Raw genomic sequence first — 23,159 nt, forward strand, 5'->3', positions numbered from 1 at the left:
CGGGCAGGTGCTTAAATCAGCGTACCGTAAATCGTCAGCAGCGCCATAATCACCACCACCACCAGCGATGTTTTTTTCGCCATGGAGACCGCCGCCTTCGGCGTCGCCACTTTATCCACGTGCGGCTCGCGCGCCAGCGAATACTGCGCCAGGCGCGTCAGCACCTGATACTGCGAAGAGTGGCGGTCGCCAAGCGAGGCAAACCACGCAGGCAAAGCCTTTTCCCCGTGCCCAACCAGCGCGTACACCACGCCGACCAGACGTACCGGAACCCAGTCGACAACGTGCAGAATGCCGTCAATACCCGACTGTAAGCGATGACGCGGCGTCTGATAACGCGCCAGCCAGGTCTGCCAGGCCCGCAGCGTACAGTAGGCAATCAGGGTTAACGGTCCCCACGGCCCGCTGACAACGAACCAGAACAGCGGAGCGAGATAGTAGCGGTAGTTAATCCACAGCAGCGCGTTTTGCAGCTCGCTCAGATATTCACGCTGGTCGCAGCCGGGCGGCACGCCGTGGATCAGGGTGAGCTCGCTGGCCATGGCGTCGCAGGCGCGGCTATCATCGCGCGCCGCCGCCTTCAGGTAGGCGTGATAGTGCAGACGGACTTTGCCCGCGCCGATGCACAGCAGGCCCAGCAGGATCCAGAACACCAGCAGAGGAATGTTAAACAGTTGCCCCTGCAGCAGGCGCTGAATAATAAACACGACCGCCGCCGCCGCGACCGTCATCAGTAGGGTAGTGAGCAGGGAATAATGCTTTACCCGGCGAAACAGCACTTCCAGCCGGTGATCGAGCTGCCAGTGCTCGCCCAGCTTAAACAAACGCTCGGCAATGAGGACCAACAGCGTAGTGAACAACGTCATGGCATCTCCTTATTCTGACGACGGGGTTAACAGACCGCGAAATTTGACCCAGTCAAAAGCCGGGCCGGGATCCGTTTTACGCACTGGCGCAATATCGCTATGGCCGGTGATATTGTCAGCTATCGCCGGATAGCGCGAGATAAGCTGACGGGTAACGGCAACCAGCTGCTGATACTGCGCGTCGGTATAAGCCAGCTCGTCGGTCCCTTCCAGCTCAATGCCTATCGAAAAATCATTACAGCGCTCGCGCCCGTGATAGCTGGAAACCCCCGCGTGCCAGGCGCGCTGGTCGAAAGGCACATACTGCACGATTTCACCATCGCGGCGAATCAGACAGTGTGCCGAAACGCGAAGATGCGCGATTTCAGCAAAGAAAGGATGGGCATGGGGATCGAGCGTACCGCTGAACAGGGCATCAATCCATGGCCCGCCAAATTCGCCGGGCGGCAGGCTTATATTATGCACCACCAGCAAAGAGGGGGTTTCATTATCCGGGCGGCTATCGTGGTGCGGCGAAGGAACCCGACGCGCCTCTTCCAGCCATCCCCCGTTCAACTGCATGTTGAGTCTCCTTTTACTAGCTTATGCATTCGCGGCACCGTGACCAAACAATCCCCGGCATCATACCCACGCTCGCTCGGCTGGCTAACGCCAAAACTTCACGCTGGCGCCGCCGACGAAAGGACGCGGATGTGGTACAGAAACGTCGTTCAGGTTAGCATGTTTCCCACTTCTGAATCTTATCTATCTGGAGCTTTATCATGACGCCTCGTCGCTACAATCCCGACCGCCGCCGTGACGCGCTGCTGGAGCGTATTAATCTTGATATTACCGATGCCGTCTCTCAATCCCTGCGGGAAGATTTAGGCGGTGAAGTGGATGCGAACAACGATATTAGCGCGCAATTATTGCCGCAGGATGCGCGCTCGCATGCCGTCGTCATCACCCGTGAAGACGGCGTGTTTTGCGGTAAACGCTGGGTAGAAGAAGTCTTTATTCAGCTTGCGGGCGACGACGTTAACTTCACCTGGCACGTTGCCGATGGCGACGCGGTAAAAGCCAATCAGCCGCTATTCGAGCTGGAAGGCCCTTCGCGGATCCTGCTCACCGGCGAACGTACCGCACTCAATTTCGTGCAGACGCTCTCCGGGGTGGCCAGCGAAGTCCGCCGCTATGTCGACCTGCTGGCAGGCACCAAAACTCAGCTGCTCGATACGCGCAAAACGCTGCCGGGCCTGCGCACGGCGCTGAAATATGCGGTCCTGTGCGGCGGCGGGGCCAATCATCGCCTGGGCCTCTCCGATGCCTTTCTGATTAAAGAGAACCATATTATCGCTTCCGGCTCGGTACGGCAGGCGGTAGAAAAAGCGTTCTGGCTGCACCCGGATGTGCCGGTTGAGGTGGAAGTCGAAACCCTTGAAGAGCTGGATGAAGCGCTGAAAGCCGGCGCTGACATCATTATGCTCGACAACTTCACTACCGACCTGATGCGCGAAGCGGTCAAACACACCAACGGCCAGGCGGCGCTGGAAGTCTCCGGCAACGTCACATTCGAGACTATTCGTGAATTTGCTGAAACCGGCGTCGATTACATCTCCGTTGGCGCGTTGACCAAGCACGTCCGCGCTCTCGATCTCTCTATGCGCTTCCGCTAATCCCCCTGCCCCGGTTCGTCGTTGATGCCGGGGCGCACTTTTGCGAGCCGGCTCGCACGCCAATAATCCCTCAATGCAACCCGCAAAAAAAGCCTGGAAGCGTGCTTCTCCAGGCGCGATCTGCCGCTCGTATCGCTAAACAAACCCCGGCAAAGTGCTCCCGAAGATAACAAGGAGCAACTTATGGACAAACAACGCGGCTTTACCCTCATCGAACTTATGGTGGTCATTGGGATCATCGCCATTCTCAGCGCAATCGGCATTCCGGCTTATCAGAACTATCTGCGAAAAGCGGCGCTTACCGATATGCTGCAAACCTTCGTCCCGTTCCGCACCGCCATTGAGCTGTGCGCGCTGGAGCACGGCGGATTAACCACCTGCGATGGCGGCAGCAACGGTATTCCCTCGCCCGCCACAACCCGCTACGTCTCGGCTATGACCGTCGCCACAGGCGTTGTCACGCTCACCGGGAAGGAAAGCCTTAATGGCTTAAGCGTCACGCTGACGCCGACTTGGGATAACGCTAACGGCATCACCGGCTGGCAGCGAGTGTGCAACATTACCGGCGATAGCGCACTCAAGCAGGCCTGTGAAGACGTGTTCCGTTTTAACTGAGGGCGCGGCAATGAAAACTGAACAATTGATACCTCTTTGCCAGCGCTATCAGGCCTTACTGCTCGATAGTAATGAACACACCATCGCTATCGCCGTGGTTGACGCCCCCGCCCCGGAGCTGCTGGAAGCGTTACGTTTCGCGACGCAGAAAAGGATTGATATCGAGTGCTGGAGCCAGGACCAGATGGACAAGCGGCTGCAGACGCCGGGAATATCAACCCTCACCCCGCCTGTTGAAGCCTCGGCCAGCATCGTTGAACAGGTAAATAGCCTTCTGGAACAGGCCCTGCGCCAGCGCGCATCGGATATTCATATTGAACCCGGTGACGATCGCCTGAGAATTCGCCTGAGGGTAGATGGCGTACTCCATTCTCTTGCGCCGCTTGCGCCGGAACTCGCCGCCCCCATCACCGCCCGACTTAAAGTGCTCAGCAATCTGGATATCGCTGAACACCGGGTACCGCAGGACGGTCAGTTTACCCTCACGCTCGCAGACCGCCCGATCTCGTTTCGGATCGCCACGCTTCCCTGCCGCGGCGGGGAAAAAATCGTCCTTCGCTTATTACACCAGGTCGAACAAGCGCTGGACCTCGAAGCGCTGGGGCTATCGTCTCAGCAGCTTGCCGCCTTTCGCTCGGCGCTTAACCAACCTCAGGGGCTGATGCTGGTCACCGGCCCGACGGGAAGTGGGAAAACCGTCACTTTGTACAGCGCGCTGCAGGCGCGGAATCGCGACGAGGTCAATATATGCAGCGTTGAAGATCCGCTGGAGATCCCCATCGTGGGGATGAATCAGACGCAGATTAATCCGCGGGCGGGCTTAACCTTTCACAGCGTACTGCGCGCCCTGCTACGCCAGGATCCCGATATCGTGATGGTCGGAGAGATACGCGATGCAGAAACCGCTGAAATTGCGATAAAAGCAGCGCAAACCGGGCACCTGGTTCTCTCAACGCTGCACACCAATTCAACCAGTGAAACGCTGGTTCGCCTGCAGCAGATGGGCGTTGCGCGCTGGATGATCTCATCCGCGCTTTCTCTGGTGGTTGCTCAACGCCTGGTACGCAAACTGTGCCCGCACTGCCGCCAGGAAACCGGCAGTTCGGCCGATGTTCCACACAGCCTGTGGCCACGGGCGCTTCCTCGCTGGCAGGCTCCGGGCTGTCAGCACTGCTATCACGGCTACTACGGTCGCCTGGCGCTATTTGAGCTGCTCCCCGTCACCACCGCGTTACGGCAGGCGATTACTCAGGGTCTTAGCGCCGGAGAGATCGAGTCCCTGGCGCGCGAATCCGGCATGATGACGCTGTTTGAGAGCGGCTGTCTGGCCGTCGAACGTGGGATGACAAGTCTGGAAGAGGTCGTTCGCGTGTTGGGAATACCGCATGGCGACTAAACGACTGTGGCGCTGGCGCGGTCTCTCTCTCCAGGGCATTCCCTGCCAGGGAACGCTCTGGCAGGATAATCGCCCTGAGGCATTGCAGGCTCTGCAGCGGCAGCGAATTATCCCGCTGACGCTGCGCCGCTGTAGCGTGCAAAGCGCCCTCTGGCATCCGCGCTACAGTGGCGAAATCATCCGCCAGCTGGCCGCGCTTCTTCAGGCCGGTCTCCCCCTGGCCGAGGGGCTGGAACTGCTGGCGCAGCAGCAGCCCAATGCGCAATGGCAGGCGCTGCTGCAAACCCTGGCGGAGGATCTGGCGCAGGGCATTTCGCTTTCAGGCTCCCTGGAAAAATGGCCTGAGGCGTTCCCTCCGCTCTATCTGGCCATGATTCGCACCGGTGAACTTACCGGTAAACTGGAACTTTGCTGCGCTCAGTTGGCCAGGCAGCAGCGAGAGCAGCTGCTCCTCACCGAAAAAGTGAAAAAAGCGCTGCGCTACCCGTTGATTATCTTATCCCTGGCGCTGCTGGTGGTTATGGGAATGCTGTGCTTTGTCTTACCGGAATTCGCTGCTATATATCAAACCTTCAACACCCCGCTGCCGTGGCTGACCCGCGCGGTAATAAGCATTGGCGAAGGGTTAACTCGCTGTTGGCCACTGCTCGCTGCCCTGGGTATTTTACCTGCAATACTCAACCGGCTGATTTGCCAGCGGCCAGGCTGGCTGCTGTACCGTCAGAAGCTGCTCCATACGCTGCCGGTGTTTGGCAAACTGCTATGCGGCCAGCGGCTTAGCCAGATTTTTACCGTACTCGCATTGACGCAAAGCGCCGGAATCAGCTTTCTGCAAGGTCTGCAAAGCGTGGAGGAAACCCTGAGCTGCCCGCTATGGCGGCAGAGGCTCCAGCAGGTTTGCCGGCAAATTACCCACGGCGATCCCATCTGGCAGGCGCTCGCCAACGGCGGAGGCTTTACGCCGCTTTGCCTACAACTGATCCGTACCGGTGAAGCCTCGGGTTCGCTGGATACCATGCTGGAAAATCTGGCTCGTCACCATAGTGAGCAGACGCATCAGCAGGCAGATAATCTGGCGACCTTGCTGGAACCGATGATGTTGGTAGTGACCGGAACGATTGTCGGCGTGCTGGTGGTGGCGATGTATTTACCCATTTTTCATCTGGGCGACGCCATTAGCGGGATGGGGGGATAACGCTGGCGCAAACGCGCCAGCGAACGGCATTACAGGCTGTTGAACACGCGGTTCTCTTGTTCCTGTACGCGAATAAAAGTCGTGCGTTTAGTCAGTTCTTTCAGCCGCGAAGCACCTACGTAGGTGCATGCGGAACGCAGGCCGCCAAGAATATCGCGCGCGGTGTTTTCAACCGGGCCGCGCAGAGGCAGCTTAACGGTTTTGCCTTCAGCCGCACGGTACTGGGCTACGCCGCCAACGTGACGGGTCATCGCCGACTCCGAGCTCATGCCGTAGAACAGCATGAATTTTTCGCCGTTTTCTTCAACCACGGTACCGCCGCTCTCTTCGTGACCGGCCAGCATACCGCCAAGCATCACGAAATCCGCGCCGCCGCCGAAGGCTTTAGCCACATCGCCCGGCATAGTACATCCGCCGTCGCTGATAATCTGCCCGCCCAGGCCGTGCGCCGCATCGGCACACTCAATCACTGCGGAAAGCTGCGGATAGCCGACGCCGGTTTTCACGCGGGTTGTACATACGGAGCCCGGACCGATACCCACCTTAACGATATCAGCCCCCGAAAGAATCAGCTCTTCGCACATTTCGCCGGTCACAACGTTGCCCGCAATAATGGTTTTCTGCGGCCAGGCTTCGCGGGCTTTCGCGACAAACTGCACGAAGTGCTCTGAATAGCCATTCGCCACGTCAATGCACACAAAGCTAAGCTGCGGATTTTGGCTCAGAATCTGTTTTGTTTTTTCAAAATCCGCATCGGAGGTGCCGGTAGAGACCATGACGTGCTGCACGACATCTGCCGATACGCTCTGAACAAACGCCTGCCACTGTTCCACGCTGTAATGCTTATGTACGGCGGTCAAAACGCCAAATGAAGCCAGGGCTTTAGCCATGGCAAACGTGCCAACGGTGTCCATGTTAGCAGCAATGATCGGCACACCAGACCAGGTCTGGCCAGAATGTTTGAAAGTGAATTCACGTTCCAGCTGTACGTCAGAACGGCTTTTGAGGGTAGAACGTTTCGGGCGGATAAGAACGTCTTTAAAACCAAGCTTCAAATCTTCTTCAATACGCATGTGCGAATTCCTGGGGTTAATTGCATTATTGTGAGAGCACAACTCCAGTGACGTTATCATACGCACGAATCATGGCCGCGCAAGACTGCGATTTTCACTTTTTTTACGCTACAATCGTATAAATTTACCTGGTGAACAGCCAAAAGCGAATTTGCGATATCCCATCGCAGGCGTATCATTTTTAACCATTTGATTTACATGCGCAAAAAGAACCAGGGTACGTGGTGACAGCCATTTATTGGTTGATATCACGTCGATAAAACCACTGTCGCAGTGGCGTCGTCGCGTCGTAAATCACGGCTCTGTTATTGAAAAATGTGCATGTAGTCAGTTTCAGGATTGAGGTGTATGACATACACGGTAGCGTTAACAGGCGGCATCGGTAGCGGTAAAAGTACCGTAGCCGACGCATTCTCACACCTCGGGGTTAACGTTATTGATGCTGACATTATCGCGCGCCAGGTGGTCGAGCCCGGTACCCCGGGGCTAAACGCGATTGCTCAACGCTTCGGTCCGCAGATCCTGAATAAAGATGGCACCCTTAACCGTCGCGCTCTGCGTGAGCATATTTTCGCTCATGCAGAGGATAAGAACTGGCTAAACGCGCTGCTGCACCCGCAAATTCAGCAGGAAACGCGTCGCCAGATGCAGCTTGCCACCTCGTCTTATATTCTCTGGGTTGTACCTTTACTGGTCGAAAACCGTTTGTCCGCCAAAGCCGATCGGGTCCTTGTTGTCGATGTGCCGAAAGAGACGCAGATAGCGCGCACGATGCTTCGCGATCGGGTCAGTCGGCAACATGCGGAACATATTCTTGCCGCTCAGGCAACGCGCGAACAGCGCCTTGCCGTTGCGGATGATGTTATTGAAAATATGGGTTCACCTGATGCCATCGCATCAGCTGTCGCCCGCCTGCATGCAAAGTATCAACAGCTGGCAGCGCAGGCCGCCTCACAGGAAAAACCGTAATGTCTACCCCTGTTCTATTTGAACATCCGCTTAATGAAAAAATGCGCACCTGGCTGCGTATTGAGTTTTTGCTCCAGCAGCTGACCGTACATCCCGCCATTACCAGCCATGCGGATGCGCTGCATTTTTTCCGCAATATCGGCGATCTTTTAGATGTTTTTGAACGCGGTGAAGTACGTACCGATCTGATGAAAGAGCTGGATCGCCAACAGAGGAAGCTGCAATCCTGGGCGGAAGTCCCTGGGGTTGATCAGGATCGTATCAACGAACTGCGTCAGCAGCTGAAGCAATCAGGCAGTACGTTAATGTCGGCGCCGCGTATCGGCCAGTACCTGCGAGAGGATCGCCTGATCGCCCTGGTACGCCAACGCCTGAGTATCCCGGGCGGCTGCTGTAGCTTCGATCTTCCGACGCTGCACATCTGGCTGCATATGCCGCAGGAATATCGCGATGAGCAGGTCGGTAAGTGGCTGGCCAGCCTGGAACCGCTGACGCAATCGCTGATGCTCATTCTCGATCTCATCCGTAACTCGGCCCCCTTCCGTAAGCAGACCAGCCTGAACGGTTTTTATCAGGACAACGGCGAAGATGCCGATCTGCTGCGTCTGCGGTTGGATCTTGCCAGCCAGCTCTACCCCCAAATATCAGGCCACAAGAGCCGCTTTGCCATCCGCTTTATGCCGCTGGACAGCGAGCACGGCATCGTGCCGGAGCGTTTTGATTTTGAACTGGCCTGCTGTTAAGGAGTCAATATGTCAGAAGAGATAACCGTCAACTGCCCAACCTGCGGCAAAATTATAGTCTGGAATGAGCAGAGCCCGCATCGCCCGTTCTGCTCCAAACGCTGTCAGCTTATCGATTTAGGCGAATGGGCAGCGGAAGAGAAACGTATCCCAAGCAGCAGCGATCTGTCAGATAGCGACGGCTGGAGCGAAGAAAAAGAGTAACGGATTTCGGGCGGGCATGTACAGGCCCGCCCTGATTTGCCGGATGCAGGCGCCCCCTACCCGATCAGAGAACCTTGAATTAACTTCGTAATGACGGGTTCGTTTGCCGGCGGAAAATCCTCAGCAACGAGCGCGCTCTGCGCAATCCAGCGGCCCGGCTGCCCTTCTTTCCCCCACGGCTCGCCTTCCCAGCTGTTCACCAGCCAGAACCATAGCGTGATATGGCGATCGGGAAACTGGTACTCCAGCTTATCAAACAGGCTGTAAGCTTTGGCTGTAATGCCGACCTCTTCCTGCAGCTCGCGTACTAAGGCCTGTTCGGACGACTCGCTCTCTTCAATTTTACCGCCCGGGAATTCAAGCTTGTTCGCCATATGCGCATCGGCGGCCCGCTGAGTGATAAAAATCTCCCCTTGCGAATTACGGATAATACCCACTGAAATTTGCAGCGTTTTCATTGTCTTCATTCCATAAAAAAGGCGCAGATATCTGCGCCCTGGTATTCAATATTGTAAAAGCTTAGCTCAGGCGACCGTGGCACTGCTTGTATTTTTTGCCAGAACCGCACGGGCAAGGATCGTTACGACCCACTTTACGCTCGCCGGTTTGTTCAGCCAGCGCGGCCGCGGCTGCGCTATCATCGTCCTGATGGCTCAGCTGCTGCATCTGCGCCAGACGCTCAGCTTCTTCACGACGCTGCTGCTCCATCGCCTCAACCTCTTCCGGCATCCGCACCTGAACTTTGCTCAGGGTACTGATCACTTCATATTTCAGGGATTCCAGCATTGAAGCGAACATGGAGAAAGATTCACGCTTATATTCCTGCTTCGGATCTTTCTGCGCATAGCCGCGCAGGTGGATCCCCTGACGCAGGTAGTCCATCGCCGCCAGGTGCTCTTTCCACAGGGAGTCCAGCGTTTGCAGCATGACGCCTTTTTCAAAGTGACGCATCATCTCAGCGCCAACCACTTCTTCCTTACGCTGATAGGTTTCAATGGCGCTCTGCAGAATGCGCTCACGCAGCGTTTCTTCATGAAGCTCCGGCTCTTTATCCAGCCACTCTTTGAGCGGCAGCTCGAGGTCGAAGTCATTTTTCAGACGCTCCTGCAGGCCTTCAATATCCCACATCTCTTCCAGAGACTGCGGAGGAATATGGGCATCGATGGTCGCTTTAAATACGTCTTCACGAATGCTGTTAATCGTCTCGCTCACGTCGGTCACGTCGAGCAGCTCATTACGCTGGGTGTAAATAGCGCGACGCTGATCGTTAGCCACATCGTCATATTCCAGCAGCTGCTTACGAATATCGAAGTTGCGGCTCTCGACTTTACGCTGCGCGTTGGCAATCGCTTTGGTCACCCACGGATGCTCGATAGCCTCACCCGGCTTCATACCCAGTTTACGCATCATGCCGGACACGCGGTCAGACGCGAAGATACGCATCAGGGCATCTTCCATCGACAGATAGAAACGGGAAGAACCGGCGTCCCCCTGACGGCCTGAACGACCGCGGAGCTGGTTATCAATACGGCGGGATTCATGGCGTTCGGTGCCGATGATATGCAAACCGCCCGCAGCCAGTACCGCATCGTGACGAACCTGCCAGTCGGCTTTGATCTGCGCAATCTGTTCTGGAGTCGGGTCTTCCAGCTGGGCGACCTCGGCCTGCCAGCTACCGCCAAGCATAATGTCGGTACCACGGCCGGCCATGTTGGTCGCAATGGTTACCGCAGACGGATAGCCCGCCTGCGCAACGATGTCCGCTTCGCTGGCGTGGAATTTCGCGTTCAGCACGTTGTGCTTGATGCCCGCCTTCGTTAATTCATTAGAGACCACTTCTGATTTTTCGATAGAAATGGTACCCACCAGCACTGGCTGACCCGCGGCGGTACGCTGCTTAATATCTTCGATAATGGCCTGAATTTTTTCCGCTTCGGTCATATAGACCAGGTCCGCCATGTCTTTACGAATCATCGGACGGTTGGTCGGAACCACAACGGTATCCAGCTTATAGATTGAGCTAAATTCAAACGCTTCGGTATCGGCGGTACCGGTCATCCCTGCCAGCTTCTCGTACAGGCGGAAATAGTTCTGGAAGGTAATTGAAGCCAGCGTCTGGTTCTCGTTCTGAATATCAACGCCTTCTTTCGCTTCAACGGCCTGGTGCAGGCCATCGGACCAGCGGCGCCCCTGCATCGTACGGCCGGTGTGTTCGTCGACGATGATCACTTCGCCATCTTTCACGATGTAATCAACATCGCGGGTGAACAGCACATGCGCGCGCAGCGCGGCGGTCACGTGGTGCATCAGCATGATATTGGTCGGTGAGTACAGCGACTCGCCTTCTTCCATAATACCTTCATTCACCAGCAGCTCTTCAATCAACACCAGGCCGCGTTCGGTCAGGTTTACCTGACGCGCTTTCTCATCGACGGAGAAGTGCCCTTCGCCGGTAAAGGTTTCGGAGTCTTCTTTATCCTGACGCACCAGGTGCGGAATGATCTTGTTCACCTTCTTATACATTTCCGAGCTGTCTTCAGCCGGGCCGGAAATAATAAGCGGGGTACGCGCTTCATCGATCAGAATGGAGTCGACTTCATCCACCAGCGCATAGTGCAGTTTGCGCTGGACGCGCTCTTCAGGACTGAAGGCCATATTGTCGCGCAGATAGTCAAAGCCGTATTCGTTGTTGGTACCGTAAGTAATATCGGCTGCGTAGGCTTCACGCTTGGCCGGCGCAGGCAGGCCGGACATGTTAATGCCAACGGTCATCCCCAGGAATTCAAACAGCGGGCGGTTGTTCTCGGCATCACGCTGCGCCAGATAGTCGTTGACGGTCACCACGTGAACGCCTTTACCGGTCAGCGCATTCAGATAGGCAGGCAGAGTTGCGGTCAGCGTTTTACCTTCACCGGTACGCATTTCTGCAATACAGCGGTCGTTGAGAACCATGCCGCCCAGCAGCTGAACGTCAAAGTGACGCATGCCGAAGACGCGTTTACTGGCTTCACGCACGACGGCAAAGGCTTCCGGGATCAGGCTCTCCAGGGCTTCGCCTTTTTCCAGGCGAGCGCGGAACTCAGCGGTTTTCCCTTTCAGTTCGTCGTCGGACAGTTTTTCCATGGACGGTTCCATGGCGTTGATCACGTTGACGGCTTTGCGCATACGACGCAGCGTACGGTCGTTACGGCTACCGAATACTTTAGTTAATAATTTGATTAGCATAATAAAATCTCAAACGCCCCGCGGTGCGGAGTCACAAAAAAATAGAATGGTCCGTTTTTGGTTTAGCTGAGACGTTGAGGCCCTGCGCGTATGCCGGCCACCTGGCTAATCCAGGTACAGACGCGAAACGCGCAGTGGGAAATAGAGGGGTTATATGCCGCCAGATGAACAATGGCCGGAGGTTTACTCTCCTGCGTCAACAGCGCGCTAAGCGTGTCGAGAAGGGCCAGATGCTGCGCCTGAAGCGGTGAAGACTCTTCCGCTACCGGCAGCGCCTGCGGGGCCATCGCAAAAGAGAGGTGGCGAATGACCGTACGAATGGCGTGCTGATGCCAGTAATCAACCGTGAAATTGGGCCGACGACTGGAAGATTCCAGCAGCGCTAGCTGAGAAAAATTAACTTTAGCAGGATTATGGTTGCTGGACGTCGTTTTAGCGGGCGACGCGGTCTCATGCTCATGACCATTGCTAAGCGCAGGCAGGCCGAGGCTAGCCGCGACCATCCCCAACAGGAGATGCGGCCAGAAATACCGTCTGCCAAACTGTCGCCAGCGCGTCAGCAATCCACTCACTTACGTTACCTTTTGTTGGTAGCAACCCTAAGAAATATTTTGCGTCCAAATACTAACATTAATACGCCGTCACGGCAGCAGGAATGAGGTCTCAGGCGGGGGAAAAACGTTTAAAAAAGGAACGAACGCGCAAAAAATGCAGTTAAAAATCAAAGCAGGACGCAGCGGGAATATAAAAAAGAAAACGACTGGCTCCCTGGCCGGAGAGAGTACCAGGTTACCAGTCGAATTTACTGCCGGGTCTGACTTATGCCAGAACCAGCGTCGGGGCGCGGAACGCCAGCGGCATTTCTGCGTCGTCCTCGAAGGTCACATACTCCCAGGCTTCCTGTTTTGCCAGAACAGCCTGCAGCAGTTTGTTATTCAACGCGTGACCGGATTTGTACGCCGTAAATGCGCCGATAATGTTGTGACCACACATAAAGAGGTCGCCAATGGCATCCAGCATTTTGTGACGGACAAACTCATCTTCAAAGCGCAAACCGTCTTCGTTCAGTACGCGATAATCGTCAACAACGATGGCACAATCGAAGCTGCCGCCCAGGCACAGGCCGCGGGACTGCAGATATTCGATATCACGCATAAAACCGAAGGTACGCGCGCGGCTAATCTGGCGCATAAACGCATCAGCCGAGAAGTTCATTGCGTAGCGCTGGCTGCTGGAGTCAATCGCCGGATGGTTAAAATCAATGGTGAAGTCCAGTGAAAAACCATTGTACGGTTTGAATTCGGCCCATTTATCGCCATCTTCAACGCGAACTGTCTCTTTGATACGCACAAATTTCTTAGCGCAGTTCAGTTCATCGATGCCGGCATCCAGCAACAGATAAACGAACGGAGCCGCACTACCGTCCATAATTGGGACTTCCGGCGCATCGACTTCAATAATAATGTTGTCGATACCCAAGCCAGCCAGCGCGGCATTGAGGTGCTCAACCGTCGATATCCGCACGTCATGCTCATTGACCAGGCAAGTACAGAGCATGGTATCACGCACAGATTTGGCATCAGCCGGAAAATCAACCGGTGGATTCAAGTCGGTGCGACGATAGATGACCCCGGTATTTGCCGGCGCAGGGCGTAACGTCAGGGTGACTTTCTTGCCGGTATGCAAACCGACGCCAGTCGCCTGAACGATACGTTTAAGAGTCCTTTGTTTGATCATCGTATAATCTCGCCAAGTTACCTATCCAACCGAAGTGTACTATACATTCGGCAGGCCAGTTTAGCACAAAGAGCGCAGATGCCCAACTTCCAGCCAATTCTTAATCGGCTTGCTTACGCAGGAAGGCTGGAATATCCAGATAATCTGGCTCTTTCGCAGCCTGCGGCGTATTGTCGTTGACCACTTTTGCGGCCGGTTTCTGCTCTTGCGTCAGTGGAGACATACCGTGCTGCTGGTAACGATCCATCACCGGCTGCTGCACCTGTTTGTTGGTGACCAGGGTGATTTCCGGACGTTTGTCCATACCGATACCGGTAGCAACGACGGTTACGCGCAGCTCGTCGTTCATATCCGGGTCCAGAGAGGTACCGATAACCACGGTGGCGTTATCCGAAGCAAATGCGCGGATAGTGTTACCTACGGTCTCGAACTCATCCAGACGCAGGTCGAAGCCCGCAGTGATGTTGACCAGAACGCCACGCGCGCCGGACAGATCGATATCTTCCAGCAGCGGAGAAGAGATCGCCATTTCAGCCGCTTCTTCCGCACGGTCTTCACCGCTCGCCACGCCGGAGCCCATCATCGCGTAGCCCATTTCAGACATCACGGTACGCACGTCCGCAAAGTCGACGTTCATCAGGCCTGGGCGGGTGATCAGCTCAGCGATACCCTGCACCGCGCCTTTCAGCACGTCGTTGGCCGCACCGAAAGCGTCGAGCAGAGAAATGCCGCGGCCGAGAACCTTCAGCAGCTTGTCGTTCGGGATGGTGATCAGCGAATCCACATGCTTGGACAGCTCGGTGATGCCCTGCTCAGCGAACGCCATGCGCTTCTTGCCTTCAAAATTGAACGGCTTAGTCACCACGGCAACGGTCAGGATACCTAAATCTTTTGCAACTTCAGCCACCACTGGCGCAGCACCGGTTCCGGTACCGCCGCCCATGCCGGCTGCGATAAATACCATGTCGGCGCCGTCAAGGGCGGCACGCAGCGCTTCACGGTCTTCATCCGCCGCGTTACGGCCGACTTCCGGGTTTGCGCCTGCGCCCAGACCTTTGGTAATACCGCTACCGATCTGGATAGTCTGGCCAACAGCCGTTTTGCGCAGAGCCTGCGCGTCGGTGTTCACCGCGAAAAATTCAACACCCTCAATGCGCTCGCGCACCATGTGCTCAACGGCGTTACCGCCGCCGCCGCCGACGCCGATGACTTTAATCACCGCGTCGTTGGTCAGTTCCATAGGTTCAAACATAATTTCTCTCTCCGTTGTGCCTGTCGCCTGAGAACGCTAATTTTCTGCGTTCTCTTAAAAAATTAAAACTCTTTTCGCAACCAACTGTTGAGTCGTTTGATCCACGACCCGACCGTTACGCGTTTTTCCACCTCTGCTTCACCACTGAGATGAGATTCCTTCCCGTAGTGCAGCAGCCCAACCGCCGTCGAGTAATACGGCTCCTGGGCATAATCCGTTAATCCGGTAATATTCAGCGGCGCGCCAATTCTCACCTGCGTATGGAATACGCGCTGCGCACAGGCGGCAAGTCCTTCAATTTGCGCCGCACCGCCGGTTAATACAATGCCAGCCGCCAGGTGGTGCTTCACACCTTGTTGACGGAGCTGTTCCTGCAGCTGCAGGATCTCTTCATTCACCAGGTTGAGCAATTCGGTATAACGTGGCTCAATCACCTCGGCCAGCGTCTGACGCTGCAGACTACGAGGCGGACGCCCGCCCACGCTGGGGACTTCCACGTTCTCGTCTTTACCAACGATGGAACCCAGCGCACAGCCGTGACGCACTTTAATGGCTTCTGCGTCGCTCGGCGGCGTACCGAAAGCGTAGGCAATATCGCTGGTCACCACGTTGCCCGCGTACGGGATCACTTTGGTATGACGCAGCGCGCCGCCGGTATAGACCGCAATATCCATTGTACCACCGCCGATATCCACCACGCAGACACCCAGTTCACGTTCGTCTTCCGTTAATACGGAATAGCTGGCGGCTAAACCGGCGAAAATAAGCTGGTCGACTTTCAGACCGCAACGCTCCACCGCTTTGACAATATTTTTTGCCATATCGTTATGGCAGGTAATCAAATGCACTTTCGCCTGCATGCGTACGCCAGACAGTCCTACGGGGTTTTTAATCCCCTCCTGGTAGTCGATGGCGTACTCCTGCGGGATAACGTGCAGAACGCGATGCTCGTCGCGCACGCGAACCGATTTCGCGGTATGTACCACGTTCTCTACGTCGTCCTGCGTCACTTCTTCTTCAGAAATCGGCACCATACCGATTTCATTTTGACAGCTGATATGTTTGCCTGAAAGCGCCAGATAGACTGACGAGATCTGGCAATCCGCCATCAGTTCGGCCTGGTCAATGGCGCGCTGCACGCATTTCACCACGGATTCCAGGTCGTTCACTCCGCCTTTATCCATACCACGCGATGGGCAACTGCCCACGCCAATGATATTAATCATACCGTCGGGCAGAACTTCCCCTACTAAAGCGGCAACCTTAGCGGTGCCAATCTCCAGTCCAACTACCAGTTTTCTGTCCGTCGCCTTGATCATTGTTGTTCTGCCTGTGCCTGATTCTGTTGTTGTTGAGTTTCCTCTACAGGAGCCGGTACCCAACCGACTGCCGCTCCCGAGTCATAACGCAAATCAACGTAGCTTATCCGTTTGCCGTCGGTCTGCGCCTGCTGCTGAAGAACCGGGTAGAGTTCCATAAAGCGCTGAAGCCGTTTCATGGTGTCACCCCGACCAAGGTTGAGCTTAATGTCGTTATTAAGCGTCAACTGCCAGGAGCGACGCGCGGTCATTGCCGCTACTTTCAACGTGAATTTATCCTTCGCCAGCACCTGCCCCATGTCGCGGTATCCCTGAAGGACTTCGTTCTCACTGCCTTCCGGGCCGTACAACATCGGTAAATTCTGTTTACTGGTGCGATCTGACGGCACGCTGAAAGAATTTCCGTCCACGTCTACCATATGCTGATCATTCCAGCGCGCTATCGGCACATATTCAACCAGATGAATCTTCAATTCGTCCGGCCACTGCTTTCTGACGCTCGCCTGCTTAATCCACGGCAGACGTTCAATCTGGCTTTGAATAATGTTGACGTCCTGCGTCATAAAGGTGCCCGGCGACCCCAATGCCAGAATCGCCTGACGGATATCATCGTTGCGCGTGTAGTGACGCTCACCGGTGACCACCATCTTTGACAGCGGTAACCGCTGTGCATCTTCCATCCAGCCCAGAACCATCCATCCGCTGACCAGCACGGTACAGAGCACCGCCAGCAGGAAGAAGATACCCGCCAGACGAGAGCCATTACTTCGACGCGAAGAAGTTTCGTCTTCCTCTTCGTGGTTCCGCGTATTCAGCGCAGCCTGCGACATATCACCCCGCCAGGTCCAGAATTCGTACAACAAGCTGCGAGAAGCTCATCCCTGCCTGACGCGCCGCCATGGGCACCAGGCTATGGCTGGTCATGCCAGGAGAGGTGTTTGCTTCCAGCAGATAAAACTGGCCATCGCTGTCCAGCATCACATCAATTCGCCCCCAGCCGTAACAGCCAAGACTATCCCAGGCTTTTTGCACCAGAGCCTGGATTTCTGCCTCGCGCGCGGAATCTTCCAGGCCAGGGCAGAAATATTGCGTTTCATCAGAGAGATACTTTGCTTCATAATCATAGAAGGTTCCAGCCGCCTGGATACGTATTGACGGTAAAATTTCTTCTCCGACGATAGCGACGGTAAATTCCGGCCCACTGAGCCATTTTTCAATCAGAACTTCGTCATCATGCTGAAAAGCCAGCGCCAATGCATTTTGTAATGCACAACTTTCGCTGACTTTGGACATACCGACGCTGGAGCCTTCGCGACTGGGTTTAACAATCAACGGCAGTCCGAGGGCGGAAATCTGCTGTTCTACCTCAGCGGAAAGCCCCGCGGTGAACTGTTTACGCGTCAGCGCAACCCACGGCGCAACCGGCAGCCCGGCGCCCTGCCACAGCAGTTTGCTGCGCAGCTTATCCATTGAGATAGCGGAAGCCATCACGCCGCTGCCGGTATAGGGGAGTTGAATCAGCTCCAGCAGACCCTGCAACGTACCATCTTCACCGCCGCGACCGTGCAAGGCAATAAACGCTTTCTGAAAACCCATATTTTTCAATTGGGTAATATCCACGTCGCGCGGGTCGACCGGGTACGCATCGACCCCGGCTTCGCGCAGGCCGGCGAGCACCGCCGAACCTGAATTGAGAGAGACTTCACGTTCAGCGGAGGTTCCGCCAAAGAGGACCGCGATTTTATCAGCCATGGCGCTCCTCCTGCGATTTTTGCGGCTGCAATTTGATTTCCGCCAGGTGACGGGCGATTTTACCAATGTTTCCCGCCCCCTGAACCAGCACCAGATCGTTGCCGGTCAATACTGAAGCCAGCATCTCTGCCGCCTGCGCCGGGTCGGAAACCAGAATCGGGTCGACTTTACCGCGGCCGCGAATCGTACGGCACAGCGAGCGGCTGTCGGCGCCAGGAATAGCGGCTTCACCCGCGGAATAAACGTCCAGCATCAGCAGCGCGTCAACCTGGGTCAGCACGTTGGCGAAATCATCATACAGATCGCGCGTACGGGTAAAACGGTGCGGCTGAAACAGCATCACCAGGTTTTTATCCGGCCAGCCCGCCCGCGCCGCTTTGATGGTGGCATCCACTTCCGTAGGATGATGACCATAATCATCGATCAGCATCGCGGTACCCTCTTTACCGTTAACTTCAGCTAAGGGGTATTCGCCAAGGAAATCAAAGCGACGGCCGGTGCCCTGGAAGCTTTCCAGCGCGCGCAAAATAGCGTCATCATCAATGCCCTCTTCCGTGGCAACGGCCACCGCCGCCGCCGCGTTCAGCGCGTTGTGGCGACCCGGTGCGTTCAGCGTCACCTGAATGACCTCTTTATCCTGGCGAACCAGACGGAAATGGCCCTGAGCGCCAACCTGACGATACTCTTCCACGCGAACGTCGGCATCATCGCTAAATCCGTAGGTGGTGAGCTGGCGGCCAACGCGCGGCAGCAATTCACGAATCACCGGATCGTCCACGCACATCACCGCGCGTCCGTAGAACGGCAGATTGTGCAGGAAGTTAATAAACGTCTGCTTCAGGTTTTCGAAGTCGCCGTGGTAGGTATCCATATGATCGGCTTCGATATTGGTCACGATAGCGACCATCGGCTGTAAATGCAGGAACGAGGCGTCGCTTTCGTCCGCTTCGGCAATCAGGTAACGACTATGGCCAAGGCGCGCGTGCACGCCAGCGGCTTTGACCAGACCACCGTTCACGAAAGTAGGATCCAGCCCGGCTTCAGCGTAAATGCTCGAGACCATCGCCGTGGTTGTGGTCTTTCCGTGCGTGCCGGCAATGGCAATGCCGTGGCGAAAACGCATCAGCTCCGCCAGCATCTCGGCGCGGCGAATAACCGGAATACGCGCTTCGTGGGCGGCGACGATTTCCGGGTTATCCGCAGAAATCGCGCTGGAAACCACGACAACGCTCGCATCGCGCACGTTTTCAGGGCGATGGTTGAAATAAATCGTGGCGCCAAGCTGAGTCAACTGCTGGGTCACCGGATTCGGCGCCAGGTCGGAGCCGCTAATCTGATAACCTTCGTTGGCCAGAACTTCGGCAATACCGCCCATGCCGGCACCGCCAATGCCAACAAAGTGAATGTGCCGGACGCGACGCATCTCGGGCACTATGGAACGCAGTTTTGCCAGATCTTGTGTATTCATTCTTTACGCCATCAACTTCTTTATTCGGACGGTGATCATCACCGCGATTAACGCGCCAGTGCTGCGGCGCTCACTTCTTCTGCTACCCGTTCGGTCGCGTCCGGAATCGAGGCTCTGCGCGCTCGCTCCGCCATATCCAGCAGCGTCTCGCGATCCCAACCCGCCAAGGTTTGCGCGACGGCCTCCACGGTAAACTGCGGCTGCTCAAGGATCTTCGCTGCCCCTGCCTTCTCTAACGGCAGCGCATTCCAGTACTGCTGACGATCTTTGTGCTGAAAAGGCACAAACAGCGCCGGTAAACCCGCGGCGGCAATTTCGCTCACCGTCAGCGCCCCGGAACGACATACGACAACATCGGCCCAGGCATAAGCCGCCGCCATGTCGTCAATAAATTCGGTGACTTTGTGCTGCGGCTGGCCGGCGTCGGAATAAGCCTGCTGTACGCTCTCCTGGCCCCCTTTACCGCTCTGGTGCCAGATGGTGACAGCAGAACCCAGCTTCGCCGCCACCTGCGGCATCGTCTGATTGAGCACGCGCGCGCCCTGCGAGCCGCCGACGACCAATACGCGAATCGGCCCCTGACGCCCGACTAACCGCTGTTCCGGCAGCGGCAGCGCCAGCACATCGGTACGAACCGGGTTGCCAACAACGTCGGCATGCGGGAAAGCGCCGGGAAATGCCTGCATGACCTTTTTGGCAATTTTCGCCAGCCATTTATTCGTCAGGCCGGCAATCCCGTTCTGTTCATGCAGGACAACCGGGATCCCCAGCGACCATGCCGCCAGACCGCCGGGTCCGGAAACATAGCCGCCCATGCCCAGCACCACGTCCGGCTGAAAACGCTGCATAATCGCTCGCGCCTGACGCCAGGCGTTGAAAATACGCACCGGCGCCAGCATCTGCGCCTTCAGGCCCTTGCCGCGCAGGCCGGATATCTGAATGAAATCAATTTCAATGCCGTGCTTCGGCACTAAATCCGCTTCCATACGATCCGCGGTACCCAGCCAGCGGACCTGCCAGCCCTGGTCCATTAAATGGTGCGCAACCGCCAGTCCCGGGAACACGTGTCCGCCGGTACCGCCTGCCATCACCATTAAGCGCTTTTCCTGACCGCTCATCGAACACCCCGTGTAAACGCCTGGGCTTTTTCCAGACGCGTTTCATAATCAATTCGTAACAGCAACATGATCGCCGTCGACATAATCAGCAGGCTCGAACCGCCGTAACTGATCAGCGGCAGCGTCAGGCCTTTGGTTGGCAGCATCCCCGCCGCCGCGCCGACGTTAACCAGCGCCTGAAAGCTAAACCAGATCCCAATGGCGCAGGCCAGAAATCCGGAGAAACGGTGGTCAATCTCCAGCGCTTTGCGGCCAATGGACATGGCGCGAAAAGCGACGAAGAATACCATTAAAAGTGCGAGTACCACACCGATATAACCGAGCTCTTCACCGATAATGGCGAAGATGAAATCGGTGTGCGCCTCGGGCAAATACTCCAGCTTCTGGACCGAATTGCCCAGGCCCTGCCCCCACATTTCGCCGCGACCAAAGGCCATCAGCGACTGGGTTAGCTGGTAGCCGCTGCCGAACGGATCTTCCCACGGGTTCCAGAAAGAGGTCACGCGGCGGATACGGTACGGTTCAGCCAGAATCAGCAGTACGACCGCCGAAAGCCCCATCCCGATAATGGCGATGAACTGCCACAGCTTGGCTCCCGCCAGGAACAGCATGGCCAGGGTGGTCACAAACAGCACGACGACGGTACCGAGGTCAGGCTGCGCCAGCAGTAAAATCGCCAGTACGAAAATCACGCCCATCGGCTTTAAGAAGCCGCGCAGGTTGTTACGCACTTCGTCGCCTTTACGCACGAGGTAGTTGGCGATGTAGCAGAACAGCGACAGCTTGGTAAACTCCGCAGGCTGGATACGCAGCGGCCCCAGCGCAATCCAGCGCGACGCCCCGTTAACCGAGCTACCGACCACCAGAACAATCAGCAGCATGACGATAGAGGCGATCAGCATCGCGGTACTATGGCGCTGCCAGAACTCCATCGGCAGGCGCAGCGTCACCATCGCCAGCCCTAGCGCCAGCAGAATGTATAAGCCATCGCGCTTGGCAAACAGAAACGGATCGTTCGCCAGACGCTGGCCTACCGGCATCGACGCCGAGGTCACCATAATGAAGCCTATTGCGGCCAGGCCAAAGGTCAGCCACAGCAGCATCCGGTCATACATCACCAGGCTATCAGTATCTTTTTGCCGCGAGCCCATCACCCAGCCTTTCAGCGCGGCGAACAGCCATGCGAAAATAAACATTCCCGGCAGACGCGGCAGTCTCAGCCGTGGCATTTTCAGGCGCGGGAGTGATAAACGCATCAACCTAACTCCTTCGCCAGGCGAGCAAAGATGTCGCCGCGTTGTTCAAAGTTTTTAAACTGATCGAGGCTGGCGCACGCGGGAGACAGCAGCACCATATCGCCCGCGACAACCTGCGGCGCAATCTGGCGCATCGCCTGCTCCATGGTTTCCGTTTGCACGGCGACGTCCGGGCGAAGGGCCGCCAGCTGCGCGCCGTCGCGGCCGAAGCAGTACAGGCGAACGTTGTCGCCGGTCAGGTAACGGCTTAACGGCGTGAAATCAGCGGATTTCCCATCGCCGCCCAGCAGCAGATAGAGCGTTCCATCAAGATGCAGCCCATTGAGCGCCGCTTCGGTACTGCCGACGTTGGTGGCTTTAGAATCGTTGATCCAGCGCACGCCGTTGTGCTCCAGCACCAGCTGGAAACGATGCGCCAGCCCGGTGAATGTGGTCAGCGCTTTCAGGCTGCTGGCGCGCGGCAGACCCACCGCGTCCGCCAGAGCCAGGGCCGCAAGCGCGTTACTGTAGTTATGCTGGCCGCTAATCTTCATCTCTTTGACGTTGAGCACTTTCTCGCCTTTGACGCGCAGCCAGGTTTCTCCCTGCTGGCGGTTCAGGTGATAGTCGCCAACGTCAACGCCGAAGCTGATGCAGCGATCGTCAGCGCCGCGTACCGGCATGGTTAACGCATCATCGGCATTGACGATACAGGCCCGCGCATTCTCATAAACGCGCAGTTTGGCGGCGCGATACTGCTGAAGCCCCAGCGGATAGCGGTCCATATGATCTTCGGTGACGTTAAGGATCGTCGCCGCGGCCGCCCGCAGGCTGGAGGTGGTTTCCAGCTGGAAGCTGGAAAGCTCCAGGACATAGAGTTCGCGCTCAGGATCCAGCAGCATCAGCGCCGGCAGGCCAATATTGCCCCCGACGCCAACGTTCAACCCCGCCGCTTTCGCCATTTCTCCCACAAGGGAAGTCACGGTGCTTTTACCGTTGGAACCGGTGATCGCAATAATCGGCGCCTGCGCCTCGCGGCAGAACAGTTCAATATCGCCGACTATTTCTACCCCCGCATCCGCCGCGGCGCTCAGGGAAGGATGCGCCAGCGCGATGCCAGGGCTGGCAACAATCAGGTCCGCCGTCAACAGCCAGTCTTCGTTCAGACCGCCGACATAGCGCTCAACGGCTTCCGGCAGCTTATCCAGCCCCGCCGGAGCAACGCGGGTATCCATCACCCGCGGCGTCACGCCGCGAGCCATGAAAAAGTCCACGCATGACAGGCCGGTCATACCCAGCCCAATAATGACGACTTTTTTACCCTGATAATCTGCCAT

Annotated in this window: 22 protein-coding genes; 7 read left to right on the plus strand and 15 right to left on the minus strand. The window is 56.5% G+C overall.

The features are described 5' to 3' along the window. Positions 1 to 11: 11 nt before the first annotated feature. Together ampE and ampD are read right to left on the minus strand one after the other, a co-directional pair. Positions 12 to 866 (minus strand): beta-lactamase regulator AmpE, encoded by an 855-nt coding sequence (gene ampE, locus JLG71_RS23210; RefSeq protein WP_200913844.1) that lies wholly within the window; start codon positions 864 to 866, stop codon positions 12 to 14. Between the two features lie 9 nt (positions 867 to 875). Next, on the minus strand, positions 876 to 1,427 hold the full coding sequence (gene ampD, locus JLG71_RS23215; RefSeq protein WP_009654552.1) for a 1,6-anhydro-N-acetylmuramyl-L-alanine amidase AmpD: 552 nt from the start codon (positions 1,425 to 1,427) through the stop codon (positions 876 to 878). Positions 1,428 to 1,627: 200 nt separating this feature from the next. On the opposite strand from ampD, the gene nadC reads away from it, so the two are divergent. The 4 genes from nadC to hofC all read left to right on the plus strand — a co-directional run bounded on the left by nadC (position 1,628) and on the right by hofC (position 5,727). After that, positions 1,628 to 2,521 (plus strand): carboxylating nicotinate-nucleotide diphosphorylase, encoded by an 894-nt coding sequence (gene nadC / locus JLG71_RS23220; protein ID WP_025106498.1) that lies wholly within the window; start codon positions 1,628 to 1,630, stop codon positions 2,519 to 2,521. 183 nt (positions 2,522 to 2,704) lie between these two features. After that, positions 2,705 to 3,136 carry a prepilin peptidase-dependent pilin gene (gene ppdD / locus JLG71_RS23225; RefSeq protein WP_200913845.1) on the plus strand — a complete coding sequence of 144 codons (432 nt, stop codon included), beginning with the start codon at positions 2,705 to 2,707 and terminating at the stop codon, positions 3,134 to 3,136. Between the two features lie 10 nt (positions 3,137 to 3,146). Further along, positions 3,147 to 4,532, plus strand: a complete 1,386-nt coding sequence (gene gspE, locus JLG71_RS23230) for a type II secretion system protein GspE (RefSeq protein ID WP_102803129.1) — start codon at positions 3,147 to 3,149, stop codon at positions 4,530 to 4,532. Continuing rightward, entirely contained in the window at positions 4,522 to 5,727 is a 1,206-nt protein-coding gene (hofC, locus tag JLG71_RS23235; RefSeq protein WP_032694420.1) for a protein transport protein HofC, read from the plus strand. Before gspE ends, hofC begins: the two co-directional genes overlap by 11 nt. 29 nt (positions 5,728 to 5,756) lie before the next feature. Here hofC and JLG71_RS23240 read toward each other — a convergent pair whose 3' ends face one another. Continuing rightward, positions 5,757 to 6,800, minus strand: coding sequence for a GMP reductase (locus JLG71_RS23240; RefSeq protein ID WP_032747983.1), 1,044 nt, complete (start codon positions 6,798 to 6,800; stop codon positions 5,757 to 5,759). A gap of 348 nt (positions 6,801 to 7,148) precedes the next feature. Between JLG71_RS23240 and coaE the strand changes: the two genes are divergently transcribed. From coaE to yacG, 3 genes are read left to right on the plus strand one after another with little or no spacing between them, the layout of a single operon-like run. Next, complete coding sequence (gene coaE / locus JLG71_RS23245; RefSeq protein WP_004098610.1) at positions 7,149 to 7,769, plus strand: dephospho-CoA kinase; 621 nt, start codon at positions 7,149 to 7,151, stop codon at positions 7,767 to 7,769. Continuing rightward, the gene (zapD, locus tag JLG71_RS23250; protein WP_014227927.1) at positions 7,769 to 8,512 is read left to right on the plus strand and encodes a cell division protein ZapD; all 744 of its coding nucleotides are present in this window, start codon (positions 7,769 to 7,771) and stop codon (positions 8,510 to 8,512) included. The genes coaE and zapD overlap by 1 nt, the downstream gene beginning before the upstream one ends. A 9-nt stretch (positions 8,513 to 8,521) precedes the next feature. Further along, positions 8,522 to 8,716, plus strand: a complete 195-nt coding sequence (yacG, locus tag JLG71_RS23255; RefSeq protein WP_116280275.1) for a DNA gyrase inhibitor YacG — start codon at positions 8,522 to 8,524, stop codon at positions 8,714 to 8,716. Between the two features lie 56 nt (positions 8,717 to 8,772). Here yacG and mutT read toward each other — a convergent pair whose 3' ends face one another. The 12 genes from mutT to murD all read right to left on the minus strand — a co-directional run bounded on the left by mutT (position 8,773) and on the right by murD (position 23,159). Next, positions 8,773 to 9,174: an 8-oxo-dGTP diphosphatase MutT gene (gene mutT / locus JLG71_RS23260; protein WP_025106494.1), complete on the minus strand. Its 402-nt coding sequence runs from the start codon at positions 9,172 to 9,174 to the stop codon at positions 8,773 to 8,775. A gap of 61 nt (positions 9,175 to 9,235) precedes the next feature. After that, positions 9,236 to 11,941 (minus strand): preprotein translocase subunit SecA, encoded by a 2,706-nt coding sequence (gene secA, locus JLG71_RS23265; protein ID WP_004098603.1) that lies wholly within the window; start codon positions 11,939 to 11,941, stop codon positions 9,236 to 9,238. Positions 11,942 to 12,003: 62 nt separating this feature from the next. Continuing rightward, on the minus strand, positions 12,004 to 12,513 hold the full coding sequence (gene secM / locus JLG71_RS23270) for a secA translation cis-regulator SecM (RefSeq protein ID WP_014837406.1): 510 nt from the start codon (positions 12,511 to 12,513) through the stop codon (positions 12,004 to 12,006). Between the two features lie 247 nt (positions 12,514 to 12,760). Further along, the gene (lpxC, locus tag JLG71_RS23275; RefSeq protein WP_004098599.1) at positions 12,761 to 13,678 is read right to left on the minus strand and encodes a UDP-3-O-acyl-N-acetylglucosamine deacetylase; all 918 of its coding nucleotides are present in this window, start codon (positions 13,676 to 13,678) and stop codon (positions 12,761 to 12,763) included. Between the two features lie 100 nt (positions 13,679 to 13,778). Continuing rightward, positions 13,779 to 14,930: a cell division protein FtsZ gene (gene ftsZ, locus JLG71_RS23280; RefSeq protein WP_004098597.1), complete on the minus strand. Its 1,152-nt coding sequence runs from the start codon at positions 14,928 to 14,930 to the stop codon at positions 13,779 to 13,781. A gap of 62 nt (positions 14,931 to 14,992) precedes the next feature. Beyond that, on the minus strand, positions 14,993 to 16,249 hold the full coding sequence (ftsA, locus tag JLG71_RS23285) for a cell division protein FtsA (protein ID WP_004098594.1): 1,257 nt from the start codon (positions 16,247 to 16,249) through the stop codon (positions 14,993 to 14,995). Next, positions 16,246 to 17,079 carry a cell division protein FtsQ gene (ftsQ, locus tag JLG71_RS23290; protein ID WP_014227923.1) on the minus strand — a complete coding sequence of 278 codons (834 nt, stop codon included), beginning with the start codon at positions 17,077 to 17,079 and terminating at the stop codon, positions 16,246 to 16,248. The genes ftsA and ftsQ overlap by 4 nt, the downstream gene beginning before the upstream one ends. Before the next feature lies 1 nt (position 17,080). Further along, positions 17,081 to 18,001 (minus strand): D-alanine--D-alanine ligase, encoded by a 921-nt coding sequence (locus JLG71_RS23295; RefSeq protein ID WP_064377750.1) that lies wholly within the window; start codon positions 17,999 to 18,001, stop codon positions 17,081 to 17,083. Then, positions 17,994 to 19,469, minus strand: a complete 1,476-nt coding sequence (murC, locus tag JLG71_RS23300) for a UDP-N-acetylmuramate--L-alanine ligase (RefSeq protein WP_014227921.1) — start codon at positions 19,467 to 19,469, stop codon at positions 17,994 to 17,996. Before murC ends, JLG71_RS23295 begins: the two co-directional genes overlap by 8 nt. Positions 19,470 to 19,516: 47 nt before the next feature. Continuing rightward, on the minus strand, positions 19,517 to 20,587 hold the full coding sequence (gene murG, locus JLG71_RS23305; RefSeq protein WP_014837405.1) for an undecaprenyldiphospho-muramoylpentapeptide beta-N-acetylglucosaminyltransferase: 1,071 nt from the start codon (positions 20,585 to 20,587) through the stop codon (positions 19,517 to 19,519). Then, entirely contained in the window at positions 20,584 to 21,843 is a 1,260-nt protein-coding gene (gene ftsW / locus JLG71_RS23310; protein WP_004098587.1) for a cell division protein FtsW, read from the minus strand. The genes murG and ftsW overlap by 4 nt, the downstream gene beginning before the upstream one ends. Then, positions 21,843 to 23,159: a UDP-N-acetylmuramoyl-L-alanine--D-glutamate ligase gene (gene murD / locus JLG71_RS23315; protein WP_049078736.1), complete on the minus strand. Its 1,317-nt coding sequence runs from the start codon at positions 23,157 to 23,159 to the stop codon at positions 21,843 to 21,845. Before murD ends, ftsW begins: the two co-directional genes overlap by 1 nt.

It is taken from the genome of Klebsiella michiganensis, from assembly GCF_015139575.1.
In the GTDB taxonomy this organism is placed as follows: Bacteria; Pseudomonadota; Gammaproteobacteria; order Enterobacterales; family Enterobacteriaceae; genus Klebsiella; species Klebsiella michiganensis.